This is a genomic window from Amycolatopsis orientalis, assembly GCF_000943515.2.
In the GTDB taxonomy this organism is placed as follows: domain Bacteria; phylum Actinomycetota; class Actinomycetes; order Mycobacteriales; family Pseudonocardiaceae; genus Amycolatopsis; species Amycolatopsis orientalis.
Genome location: NZ_CP016174.1, coordinates 2,274,792 through 2,287,443, shown reverse-complemented (window position 1 = coordinate 2,287,443; position 12,652 = coordinate 2,274,792). Strand labels below are relative to the sequence as shown.

Annotated in this window: 8 protein-coding genes; 2 read left to right on the top strand and 6 right to left on the bottom strand. The window is 67.4% G+C overall.

Annotated features, from left to right (window positions below):
* Nucleotides 1-28 precede the first annotated feature (28 nt).
* The 3 genes from SD37_RS10305 to SD37_RS10295 are packed head-to-tail and all read right to left on the bottom strand — an operon-like array spanning nt 29 to nt 2,647.
* Nucleotides 29-721, bottom strand: a complete 693-nt coding sequence (locus tag SD37_RS10305; RefSeq protein WP_044851003.1) for a GNAT family protein — start codon at nt 719-721, stop codon at nt 29-31.
* Entirely contained in the window at nt 684-1,535 is an 852-nt protein-coding gene (locus SD37_RS10300; RefSeq protein WP_083254923.1) for a polysaccharide deacetylase family protein, read from the bottom strand. Before SD37_RS10300 ends, SD37_RS10305 begins: the two co-directional genes overlap by 38 nt.
* 56 nt (nt 1,536-1,591) lie before the next feature.
* The gene (locus SD37_RS10295) at nt 1,592-2,647 is read right to left on the bottom strand and encodes an aminotransferase class I/II-fold pyridoxal phosphate-dependent enzyme (RefSeq protein WP_044851001.1); all 1,056 of its coding nucleotides are present in this window, start codon (nt 2,645-2,647) and stop codon (nt 1,592-1,594) included.
* 349 nt (nt 2,648-2,996) lie between these two features.
* Here SD37_RS10295 and SD37_RS10290 point away from each other — a divergent pair, with 349 nt between their 5' ends.
* Nucleotides 2,997-4,067, top strand: coding sequence for a hypothetical protein (locus SD37_RS10290; RefSeq protein ID WP_044851000.1), 1,071 nt, complete (start codon nt 2,997-2,999; stop codon nt 4,065-4,067).
* A 33-nt stretch (nt 4,068-4,100) separates the two neighbouring features.
* The gene (locus SD37_RS10285; RefSeq protein WP_044850999.1) at nt 4,101-4,583 is read left to right on the top strand and encodes a hypothetical protein; all 483 of its coding nucleotides are present in this window, start codon (nt 4,101-4,103) and stop codon (nt 4,581-4,583) included.
* A gap of 21 nt (nt 4,584-4,604) precedes the next feature.
* On the opposite strand, the gene SD37_RS10280 is transcribed toward SD37_RS10285, so the two are convergent.
* From SD37_RS10280 to SD37_RS10270, 3 genes are all read right to left on the bottom strand, one after another.
* Nucleotides 4,605-5,243 carry a helix-turn-helix transcriptional regulator gene (locus SD37_RS10280; protein WP_236725321.1) on the bottom strand — a complete coding sequence of 213 codons (639 nt, stop codon included), beginning with the start codon at nt 5,241-5,243 and terminating at the stop codon, nt 4,605-4,607.
* Between the two features lie 176 nt (nt 5,244-5,419).
* A complete protein-coding gene (locus tag SD37_RS10275) occupies nt 5,420-10,945 on the bottom strand; it encodes an SDR family oxidoreductase (protein WP_044850998.1) in 5,526 nt (1,841 codons plus the stop codon).
* Nucleotides 10,942-12,288 (bottom strand): acyltransferase domain-containing protein, encoded by a 1,347-nt coding sequence (locus tag SD37_RS10270; RefSeq protein ID WP_044850997.1) that lies wholly within the window; start codon nt 12,286-12,288, stop codon nt 10,942-10,944. The genes SD37_RS10275 and SD37_RS10270 overlap by 4 nt, the downstream gene beginning before the upstream one ends.
* Between the last annotated feature and the right edge of the window lie 364 nt (nt 12,289-12,652).

Genomic DNA, 12,652 nt, shown 5'->3' with positions numbered 1-12,652 from the left:
TGCGCGAGTCCGGAAATCCCTGTGCTCCCTACTTGTCAGAGCGTTTACTCGCCTGCGGTCGCCAGATCGGATACAGCGACGGACCGCCGTCCAGGGTGATCGCTTCGCCGAGACGGACCTGTCCGAGACGCTCATACAGAGCCAGATTGCGCAGACAGCTGGCTTCGCCGTACACGCCGGCATCCGCGCCATCGGCAAGGGCGAACTGAGCCATCTTGAGCCTGGTCCCGAGACCCTTGCCCTGCTGACCTGGAACGGCCGACAGATAAGTGCCGTAGAGGTGTGGTGGCAGGTCCCGCGGATGGTTGTCGTTGAGGAGATTCATGAAGGCCACCGCTCGCTCGGCTTGATCGCCCAGCTCGCTTTCCAGTCTCGCCAGGACATCGGCATGGTCCTGCGCGGTGGGCAGGACGGAGGGCGGATAGAACAACGAGGTCGCGCTGAAGTCTTCGATCTGCAGGGCGAGACCACCGCCGGCGAGCGTCGATTCGACGATCACGGTGAAGAACCGCCGATTCGCTTCCGCGCGGCGTTCCGGGTCCGGAAAGATCCACGAGAAGACCGGGTCGTCGTAGAAGGCACGAGCATAGACGTCGATCAGGGCTTCGGCCCTGTCCTCGTGAACACGGCTGATGGTTGGCACGGTGAAGGTTCCTCTCGATTCGGGAAACGAGTTCGGCAGGTCATCGCCGGGCGGGGTGCTCGCGTCGTGCCGCCGCATGTCTCGCGACGTCGGCGTGGGTGCCGAACCACACGCCGGAGTGGGACGCGATATACGAGAGCAGCTCGCGCAGCACCGTGATCCGGGAACGGTGCCCGATGATGTGCGGGTGGAGTGCGAGGCTGAACAGGCCCCCCTCGGTGTAGGCCAGGTCGAACTCGTCCTGCCAGATTCGCAGGACTTCACGCGGCGCCAGTACCTGCTTTCCCAACGCGTCGTCGGGAAAGTACGGAGCGTCGTCGCGGACCCAGGACACCGGAACCTCGGTCACCCCGGTCTGCTCACCGCGATGCAGGAGCTCGTAGGGCTGATCGTCGGCCATGAGGGAAGAGTCGTACTCGAGGCCCAGCTCCCGAATGATCGGCAGCGTATGCGGGGTGAAGTCCCAATACGGGGTGCGCAGGCCGACCGGCCGGGTCCCGGCGGCCGTCTCCATCGCGTCGGCGCAGCGCAGGGCCAGCTCCCGTTCTTGCCCGGCCGTCAGATCGCCGCACTTCTCGTGAATCCACCCGTGGAGGCCGATCTCGTGTCCGTCCGCCTTCACCGCGGCGAGGCCGGCGGGGTCGAGCTCGGTGGACACCACGGGGTAGAAGAAGGTGGCGGGAACGGAAAGCCGACGGAGCGTCTCGAGCACCCGGGGCAGGCCGACGCGCGCGCCGTACCGGCCCTGGGAAAGAAGACCGGGTCCGTCCCCGCCCTGGGAGAGGACGAGGGTTTCATTGTCGACATCGACCGAGATGGCGACGGCGACCGTGGCGTTCCGGGGCCAGACTCCGCGATCCAACGCGTTCGAGGCCCCGACCTCGTCCACCATGGATCGCCACTTCTCTTCTGTCCATTCCCAAGGAAAGGAGTTCGAAGTCGACAAGGTCAAGCCCCTCCCGCTCGCATGGCCAAGGCGTCGATCAACTTCGGCAGGTCCTCATCCGTCGGCGTGGTGACGCGCAGCCCGGGAACGCGCCCGGCTTGATCACCATCGAATACGCGGACCACCACACCCGACCGGACCAACTCCGCGTGATCTCGCACTGGGTCTTCGGACGCGACGAACCGGTAGTGCACCGGCGTCCCCTTCACCACTCCCCCGAACCGGCGGTCCAGCAGCGCCTCCAATACCCGGGCGCCGTCCAGCAGCCGGGCGCGGGTCCATTCGACCCACGCCGAGTCTCGCAGCGCGGCGATCACCACCGCCGAATCGAGAAACGACAGTGGCCAGTTCAAGCGTTCGTCGGCGATCACCTGCCGCAGGCGCGCGTCGCGTGTCCACAGCGCACCCATCCGGACACCGGCCATACCGAGCACCTTGTTCGGCGAGGTGAGCACGACCACGTTGGACAGGTCCGTCGAGGCCATCGACCGTTGGCCGCCTTCGAGGAAGTCGACATATGCCTCATCGACGACGAGGGTGGACCGCGGATTCATCCGGCACACCTCGGCCAGTTCGGCCACCGGGACGTGCAGACCGAGCGGATTGTTCGGGTTCGACACCAAGACGTAGTCGTACCGGGCCATCCCCGTGGCGATCCGGTCGAGCCGGGACCCCACTGTGTCGATCTCGCCGGGGATCGGCGGCAGGTGATTGACGACGCGGCGGATGCTGTCGGTGTAGTCCGGTGTCACGACCGCGATCCGGTCACGCGGCAGCAGCCGGGTCAGGATATGGATGAATTCGGTGATCCCCCGCCCAGGGACCAGGAGTGACGGGTCCACCGCGAGGTGCTCGGCGTAGCCGGCCCGAAACGACGACTCGGCTTCGTAGGGGTGCGGCCGAAGCCGTCGAACGTCGAGGTCGTGCAGGACTTCACGCACCGCCGGCGGCGGACCGTACAGATTCACACACGTGCTCAGGTCCAGACAGGTATCCCTGTCGAGCCCCCGGAGGTCGCCTCCCTGCCGATGCACGGCTTCAGAAGAAAGACCGATCATCAACCCACCTATTCGATCGGCGATATGCGCGCCGACAGCTGAAGTGGGCGGCCACGAATGCCGCTCCACCAATACTTGGATGATCCGAAATTCGGACTTTTCACTGCCCCCAATTGCAGAACCGACCTTAGTCAACTCGGCCAGCCGATACAGGAAAGGTGGGTAACGCACGGACTTTCGTCTATTCGCCGTGCCCGAAAACACCCTCCCCGCGTTCAGGCCCGGCGCTCGCGGCGGGAGCTGAATTTCGGCGAAGGGTGCACATTGGGGCACTCCTTCGCGCTCTTCACGGGCCGAGCAGGCGAGTGGCCTCAGAATGATCCGGAACCGGCGACTTCGGGAGCGACGAATGACGGACCCCTTCACCCCTGAGCTACACGGCATGCTGCTGCGTTCCGCGGGCTGGCTGCCCGACGACATGCTCACCCATGCCCGCGGTCTGCTCGCGGATGACCGATGCGGCGAGGTCGCCCGGCTGCTGATGTTCGCGGGGCGGCGGACGGTCCTTCCCTTGACCGAGGACGACCTCGACGTGCTGGTGGAGCTCCTGGAGGCCGAGGGCGACGACTCCGGTTCGCTGACCGAGATCGAGCTCGCCCCCGACGACGCCGTGCCGCCCTGGCGATTCTCCGCGGAGTGGGCCGAACCCGAGGATGACGAACAGGGCGAGGATACGAACAACGCGATGCTGATCTCCGCGCTCGCCGAGCAGGATCTGCTCGCCGCCGCGGCCGGTGAGCCCGGCTTACGCGGCCTTTGGAGTGCTGTGCGGAGTCCTGTCGACAACGCTCCCTATCCGCTGCCCCGCGTGGTGTACGTGGCCGAGGTCGACGACTCACACGAGGAAGCCGCGGAGCCAGCCGATCTGACCGGGCGTCTCCAGAAGAGCCTTGTCGCCGCCGGCGAACGGGATCCGCAGGTCGAGGTCATCCCACTGGGTACCAACGACCTGGGCTATCAACGCGCCGCCCAGCGGAACGGCAAGTTGATCTGGGCCGCGGACACCGACTCCGACGTCAAGGTGGCCAGGGTCTTCGACAAGTCCGACCCCGAGACGGGCCCCGCCTTCGACCCCGATCGGCCGAAGATCGCCGATGAGGCCGAACGGGAAAGGCTCTGTGAATACCTCGAATCGGCCACTCTGCTGCTCGTCACCGCCGCGAGGCTGGACGATATCGTGGAGCCTGAACGCGGTGCGACGGTGCCGACGAACTTCTACACCGATGGCTCCTGGGTGTGGACCGACTCGGTCACGTACTACCTCCGGGAGCACCACCTGGCGCCGGATCCTGAACTTGTCGCCCATATCAACGAAATCGACGGTCCCCCTCCGCTTCCGGACACCGTGGAGCTCGGCCGCGTCATGGAGGCACTCACCCCGTCGGAAGACAGGGAACCCGCGCAGACCGGCTCGCGATGACGAAGACGAGATCATGAGCAGATTGGGGGATCGATGGAAGCGGTCTCATCCGGCGCGTCTGTCAAGAGACTTGACGGAGTATCACCGAAACTGATCTCGGCGAGCCAGTTCTATCGGGACGCTTTCGCCTGGAACGTCGAAATCGACGGGAAGTCACTTCTCCTGCACCTCACCGGAGGCATGGCCGCGGTCTCGGTGCCGTTCCGGGGTGGAGAGCATCTGTTCGCCGCGACCGCGGCCCTGCCCCGTGGCCCGATGTTGCTGGTCCCCGGCGCCCCCTTCCGGGCGTTCGCGCTCGTGGAATCGGACGACTGTGTCTTCTCGGACGCGGAGTTGCCGAACGGTGTGGTGTTCCACCGGTCCCCGACGAAGGCCCTGCTACCGCCGACGGTCACCCCTCGCGGCGCCGTGCGGTGGCTACGCGAACCTTCATCGAAGGATCGCTGGCTACCCGTGGCGTCCGGTGTCATCGCCGCGCTTTCCCGCCCGCAGAGGAATTCACCCGGGCCCCGCTGATTCGAGCGGCACGCGATGGGCTCAACTGAGCACACCGTATCGGAGTGCGAGCAGGACCATGCGCGACCGATCGCCCGTATGCAGCTTCCTGGAGATCTGGACGAGATGGCCCTTCACGGTGTTCAAAGACAAGCCGAGTTCGACACCGATCTCCCGATTCGACTTGCCATCGGCCACCAAAGCCAGAACATCGAGCTCGCGCCCGGACAGGCCTCGCACGTCTCTCTCGTGCGTTTCGGGCTTGAGACTGTCGCCGGATGGCTCCACTCGCTTTCCGGACACGTCGACCGGCGCGGGATCGAACCTGTCGACCAGATAACCCACCGCCTGCGCCGCGAAGGCCGCGAGCGCCGGGGCCGGATCGTGGTCGGACGCGATCACCATCACGTGTCGTCTGCCCAGCCGGCGCTGGTCCTTGACCAAGTCAGCCGTTTCTTGAGGATCCTGGCACAGGTGGAGCAGCACGAGGTCGTATCCCTCCACCCTGGAGGGATACGTGCAGACGGCGTGGGAAGCCACCGTTTCGGCACCCATGGTCTCCAGCCTGCTCGCCAGGCTCAGCCGCCGCGCCGGATGCGGATCCACCAGCAGTGCGCGAAACCTATGCCCCTGTTGTCCGTCGATGGCCTGATCGCCGTTCTCGGCGCCGACGCGTGCCACGGATTCTGAGTTGTGTGGGTTCATTCTTCTTTCGAACCTTATTTGAGGTTCGACGACTGTCAAGCCGTGGGCCTGAATCTGGAATGAAGCTGCCCGATTTTACCGCCTGTTCACGACACAAGTGCCTGCGCGTACAGAATTTTCTCACTGCTGAGAAGAAAAGCGAAAGTGATGCCTCAAAGACGAGTTTCGGTATCGTCCACGTCGTAGATCTCGCAGCCGGTGATCCTGATCAGCACTCGTCCATCCATTGTGGACGCTTCGTCGACGTTCTCGGCGGCGACGTGATTGAGCACGATTCCGTCGGGGTTCGCGCGGGAGACCGGGCCGTCGCCTCCGGTGGTGAAGAAGTCGATCCGCCCGATGGCGCGGGGAACGGCGAGGAGGTGGACACCGTTCTCGTCCGTTCGCAGCATTCGCGTCCGGGCCAAGGCGTCGAGCAGCACGGACGGGACCGGCGGATTCTCCTGCAGAGCCCGGTCCGACTCGGTCGCCGGGGGAACGAAAACCCACCGGGCGCTCGATCCGCGGGGACCTTCGACCGATTCGGAGGTCGCCTGGAAGACGCCGCCGAGGTAGACGCCGCTTCCCTGCCGATAGTACGGATCGTCCGAGTGCTTCCCGCTGACCCGTACCGCCGCCGGTGGCCGCGGCGCCAGGGGACCCAGTTCCGCGACGCAGGCGAAATGCGGCCGGTCGCGCCGCAGGACCCGGCCGCGCCGGTCCACGACGTCACTGGTGATCCGGACCTCCACCAGCACCTTGTCGCCTTCGTGACCGGTGACCTCCGCCGTCACCCGGTAAGGGCTTCCGGGCCTGGCCTTCGGCGCCACGAACGCGTGAAACCGCAGGTCACGTAAGGCGCTCACAGGGCGTTCCGGAAACAGTTCCGTCGCCGCCTCGGCTGCGACCGTGGCGAGGCCGGTGCCGTGCAGGGTGGGTTTGCCGTTCACGAGGTGTTCGGTGAGGAACCCGGCCGTCCGGTCCCCGAGTTCGAGAATCCACTCCGCCGAGCGGGTGTCGAACCGGTACGGCGTGCCGAGCAACCAAGGCGCCCGCGCGGGACGATTTCGCACGAACCCGGGGAACTGCCGGGAGAAGGTCTCCCGCTCCCTCGGGTTCAGGAACGCGACCAAAGGTTCGGAAGCGGGGAACCGGGTCAGCTCCGCGACGAAGTGGCGCACCCCTTCGGCCGGCTGGAGCGGCGCCATGATCCCGGCTCGCTCGTTGTTGCCCTGCATGAGATCCGAACCACCCATGCCGACCTCGGACCAGATCGGCCACACCAGCGTGCGTTCCTCCAGACCGCGGGCGAACGTGTTCGTCCGGGCGGCACCGTGGAGGAAGTCGTTCCCCGGCGCGTAGTCGGTTTCGCCCGGCAGGCCGACCAGGCCGGCCACCGAGCCGAAGTTGCACCACGAAAGGGGTTGCGCGTCCCCGAAGGCTTCCTTGAGGTTGTGGTATCCGCGCCGCTTCACGTCGCGGATCCGGCGGAGGCCGTCGAGAGTGATCCGCGAGATGTCGCCGCCGTTGTGCAGACCCGCTCCGTGAACGAGCAGATCCACCCGCGGGTCCGTCTCCCGGATCCGCTGGACGGCCGCGTTGACCGCCGAGGCCGAGGTGAGATCGCAGGAGAGATAGTGCACCGCGTCCTCGCCGCACAACGCACGCAGTTCGCGAAGGTTGAGCAGCGATTCGCGGGCGTTGAGCAGTTTGGCGAACCGGGCGTTCAGCTCGCGAACCGACAGGTCCGGCCGCTTCGCGCGTTCCGCCGCGATGAATTCGCCACGAAGGCTGTTCAGCCGGGAGTCCGGCGCGTCGAGGATGTTCGCGGGTACGTCCTGCAACTGCGAGGAGCCGAGGAGCCAGAGGCGGATCCGTTGCCTGGTGGCGAGTTCCTTCATACAGGCCGCGGTGATCCCGCGGGCGCCACCGGTGGTCACCACGACGGCGCCGGGGCGGAGGACCGGACCGATGTCGTCGAGATCCGACGGCGAGGGCACGATCGTGGTCCGCAGCCGCTTTCCGTCACGGTGGATCACGACGGGGTTCCCGCCGTAGTTCGCCAGCTCCCGGTTGACCTCGTCCCAGTCCGCTGTCCCGATGACCACGGCGAGCCGGGCGCCGCGCAGGTCCCACGCGAGGCTGTTCACCATGGCCGAGAAGAGCCCGGTGTCGGGGTGGGGAACGCCGCCCGCGAGCGCGTCGTCGATGACGACGCCGAGCGACCCGCCGTCGTCGATGCGGTCACGGCAGGCCTTCGCGGCGAGGAAAAGCGCCTCGTGGGCGAGCACGAGGTCATCGTTCGCCGAGGTCGGCCAGCCCGTCTTCCCGGTCGAAACGACCATGCGCACGTGGGAGAACCGGCCTTCGCCGAGGGACACCTGTTCTTCGACCGGCACGGCACTGTCCAGTTCCCGGACGACTGCACCCGCTTCGTGCACGGCAGCAGGCACCAGATCCGCGCATCCCGGCTGGGCGAGGACCAGCCAGTCGGGACCGGGCGGGATCGTCCAGCTTTCGTCCGCCGGTTCGAGATCGTCGGCCAGCGAACAGACGTAGCGGTCGTTGTGCCGGACGAGCTTGGTGCGGGCGGGCGCGGTGAGTGTCACCGTCGGAGCCGGGAAGGCCCCGGCGATCTCACGCCGGCGTGTCTCGTCCAGGGTGGCGAGCGCGGTGAGGAGGTCGATCGCACCGTGGGCGCCGAGGTAGTCGCGCCCGGGTATGCCGGGCTCCCTGCCGGACATCACAGGTGCCTCCGTCGAGACCTCGCACAACACCGGCCAGCCTGCCGCGACAGCGTCACCGCGGCGCGCCAGTGCGAACAGGAAGGCCCCCTCCCCCAGTGCCTCCCGGCCGAGGAGCGTCTCCAGTTCCGGGGTGCTGTTGCCGTTGACCGCGAGCACGAGCGCGAGGTCGAGGGTGCCGTCGCGCAGGTACCGCCGTGCGATGTCGACGGCGTCCAGCGTCGCCGCCGGACCCGCGTCCGCGAGCAGCACCGGGCCGTTGAGGTCGTAGTGGTTGGCGATCCTGGCCGGGATCACGTTGCCCATCAGGCCGGGCTGGCTGTCCTGTGTCGTCACGGGCGTCGTTTCCCGCACCAGCTTGACGGCTGCCTCGGCCGCCATGGCGAAGTCGTGTTCGGACAGCCCCGGCGGACTCCAGGACAGCAGATCGTCGGCGTAACAGCGCAAGGCCGTTTCCAGCCACGACGTCGCCGGACCGTAGTGCGCGCCGATCACGCCGGTGGACGGCTCGATGCCGCGCCAGAGCAAGCCGTTCTCCGTCACGAACCGATCGGCGACCTCCAAGGCCATCAACTGTGCCCGGTCCACCGCGTTCGACGCGGCGGGCGGCATCTTCGTGACGCGCACCGGCGGCGCGGGATAGGGCGACGGGAAAGCGGCGGCTTCGGCCGGCGGCTTCCCCGCCCCGAGCCGGTCGAGCACGGTGGCACGGTCAGGTGCGCCGGGAAGTTGCGCGGACCAGCCCACCAGGACGATCGGCTCGTCGTACCGGGGCTCCGGTTTGCTTCGGACCACCGGAGTGCCCTGCGCGGGTTCCTTTCGCAGCAGCAGATGTCCGTTGGTGCCGCCGAAGCCGAACCCCGAGACACCCACGGTGCGCGACGACGCGGGCAGTGGCGTGTCCCGTACCGGGACGGTGACCCGCCGCGCCGCGAGCAGCTCGGCTTCGTCGGCGATGGGCCGTTGTGCGGGTACGACGCCGTTACGCAGACCCAGCACGGCATGGATCACGGAGACGGCGCCCGCGGCCCAGCCGGTGTGCCCGACCAGCGTCTTGTTGGAGGTGCACAACACCGGAACCGCTGGGGCGGCCTCGTCGAGAGCGGAGAGTTCGACGGCGTCGCCGGCCGCCGTACCGGTGCCGTGCCCGACGATCCAGCCGATCTCTTCCGCGGGCACCCGCGACGCCGTGCCCGCCCTGGCCACCGCCAGTCCCTGGCCACGCGCGTTCGGCGCGGCGATGGCGCGGCCCCGGCCATCCGCGGCGGCACCGAAGCCGGCGACGACGGCGAGGACTTCGTCACCGTCGCGCCGGGCGTCGGAGAGCCGCCGCAACGCGACGACGGCGGCACCGTCGGAGAACAGCGTCCCGTCGGCCGACCGCTGGTAGGCGGCGACCTTGCCCGTCTTGCTGAGCCCGGAAAGCTTGCCGAACAGCACGTTGAAGCGTGGAGTGACCATGAAATACCCGCCGCAGAGGGCCAGTTCGGACCGGCCGTCGAGCACCGCGGACATACCTTGGTCGAGCGCATAGAGCGACGACGAACAGGCCGTGTCCACCACCGTGTACGGAGTGTTCCCCGGAAGAAGGCCGTCGATCGCGTGCCGGACGATCCCGTCCGGCAGATGTCCCGCGGCGGGCCCGCGATCGAGGTCGTAGCGGGTCCGCAGCGCGGCACGGAGTTCGTCGAGTGAGACCGGATCGTCGCCCGGCCATTGTTCGGCGAGCCGCCGGGCGTAGCCCTCCACCACCATCGCCTGTTCGAAGTGCTGGTCGCCGTCGGAGCAGGCCCCGATGTGACAGCTGGTCCTCAGGCCACGGGCCGCCGAGGCGGGCATGGCTTGCCGCAGGGCCCTGCGCAACCAGGACGCGGACAGGCTCGACTCCGGTGCGAGGTCGTCGGACCGCCCGGCCCGGACGAAACCGGACACACCGGCGTAGGTGCGGTCCCGTTCTCCCGGCGACGCCGCCCAGAAGGTCTGCTCCGGGTAGCGGTCGCCCGGTGCGGAGAATGCGGGTGTACCGGTCCGAAGCAGATTCCAGAACTCGTCCGGAGACTCCGCTCCTGGGACGACCATGCCCATGCCCACGATCGCGACGCAGTCGTCCTCGGCCTCCTCGGTCACCGGCTCGGTGCGTGCCGGGGCCACGACCCGCGCTCGTCCGCCCCAGGTGCCACCGGCGCGGATCAGCGCGCCGCCCAGCCGGAGACCTCCGTCGTTGACGACCTCTTCGCCGGTCATCCAGGACGACTGATCCGACGCCAGGAACGCGACGAGTTTGGCGTTCTCGTCGAAGGTGCCCAGACGGTTCAGTGGAGTACCCGCGACGGTGGCCTCGAGCACCTTCTCGCTGTCGGGGAAGAGCTCGACGGTCCTGCTCTCCAGCATTCCGGCGGACGCCATGTTGACCCGGATGCCGTACGGCCCGAATTCGACGGCGAGATACCGGGTGAGCTGTTCCAGCGCGCCCTTGCAGACGGCCGGGCAGAGGTAGTTGTCGATCACCACGCTGGTGCCGATCGAGCCCAGATTGACGATCGCGCCGCCGTGTTCCCGCATCAACGGGAAAGCGGCCCTGGAACAGCGGCGGGGCCCGTGCACGTTGGTGTCGATCGCGCGTTCCCAGTCGCGTTCGGTCAGCACCTCCGGCGGTTCGAAGACGCCGCGGGCGGCATTGTTGACCAGAACGTCGAGGCGGCCGTGGCGCTGCCCGATCTCGGCGAACATCGCGTCGACGGACTCGGCCTTCGCGACGCTGGCGCGCAGGCCTTCCGCCGAGCCACCGGCGGAGACGATGGCCTCGACGGTTTCCTCGGCCGCGTCCCGGTCATGGAACCAGTTGACGATGACGTGGGCACCCCGTCCGGCCAGTTCATGCGAGATCGCCCGGCCTTGCCCCTTCGAACCGCCGGTGACCAGACAGATCTTGCCGTGGAAGTCCCGATCGTTCACACCCGCTCACCCTGGCCTTTCAGTTCGACGATCAGTCCGGCGATGGATTCGAGGGTCGTGTAGTCGGTGATCCGGATGTGGTCGGCTTCGGGAACGTCGTAACGTTGCCTGGCCCGTTGCAGGAGTTCGGTCTGGCGGATGGAGTCGATGCCGAGATCGGCCTCGAGTTCCACGCCTGTCTCGAAGACGTCGGCGGGATAACCGACGGCGTCGGCGTAGAGGGTCTTGAGCTCGTCGAGTACGTTCGGCGCGGAGAGTTCCCCTCCCCCGTCATCGGTTTCGATCGACACCGAGGTGTCCCGCTGAGTGGGCAGCGGTTCGACGAACGCCGCCTCGACAGGCCTCGGCTCGGCTGGTGTGACTGGAACAGGCGCGAGCCGGCGCACCTCGTCCAGTACACCCGCGTCATCGGCACGGCGGCGGAACGGAGCACTGGTGCTGGTCCCGGCCACCGTCGCGTTCACCAGGTCCACCAGCGTCGACCGCGCGCCGCACTCCACGAACCGGGTGACACCTTCCCCGCGGATCTCGTGCAGGGCGGCGAGGAAGCGCACCGGCCGGACCAAATGGCTCGACAGCACCTCTGAGACGTCTCCGGGCGTTTCGACGCGACGTCCGAGCACCGGCGAGAAGACGTCGACACGCGGAACGCGGGGATCGACCGTGGCGACCGTACGAGCGAACAGTTCGTTGGCTTCGCCGAGGAGCCGCCGATTGTGGAACGGGTAGGGCACCCGGAGAACGGTGGCTTTGACACCCAGCGCGCCGGCGACGGACGCGAGACGGGCGACGGCCGGCTCGGCTCCGGAGACCACCACCTGGTCGTAGGCGTTGTCCGCGGCGACGGCGAGGCTGCTGTCGGCCGTCGCGGCGACGAGGTGTTCCACTCGTCGCAGGCCGGCTTCGATGGCGACCATTCCCCCGGACACGCCAGAGGCCCGTAGCGCGCGGTCGCGTGCCACCACGAGGGTGACCCCTTCTTCCAGGGTCAAAGCGCCGGAGACCACCAGAGCCGCGAACTCGCCGAAACTGTGGCCCATGAGCAGTGCGGCCGAAAGGCCGAGCTCCTCCCGGTAGAGCCGTGCGGCCACGATCTGGGAGGCGAAGATCGCCAGGCTCAGGGCCGGGACGTCGCTCTCCAAAAGCCGGTCCAAGGTGGGGGAAGCGGGATCGGTGAGCAGGGAGGTCACCCCAGGACCACCTGCTCGCAAAGAATACTCGTCCACTCGGGCGAGTTCGGCGGCGATGCCGGGAAAGGCCTGCCGACTGGCACTGAAGACGCCGGCCAGGTAGGCGCCTTGGCCCGGAAAAAGGAATGTCGAGGGAAGGTGGTCTGCCTGCACGGGGGTCTCCGATGGCTCGATTTACGCATTTCACACCAAAGGGAGCGCTCGGCTCGCACAAAAGACGTTAACACCGTGGCGTGATGAAGGAAATTTTCAGATCATTCTGTATACCGCCAAAGGAAAAACGTGCAACCGTGTTGCATCGTCACCGCGGCGCATGCCACGGCGTCTCCCGTGGTCACAAGGCGCCAGCCAGCCGACGCGGCGAAGAATTTTACACGCGGATCATTTCTTCGTCAAATCACGAACAGGGAACACCGGGTTCTGCGAATCGTTCCGCGAAGCCCTCGAACTTCACCCGAATAGACACCTGAGAATGCGCTCGGTCGTGAAGAATGGCCCGAGAGAGCCTGGAGGCCAC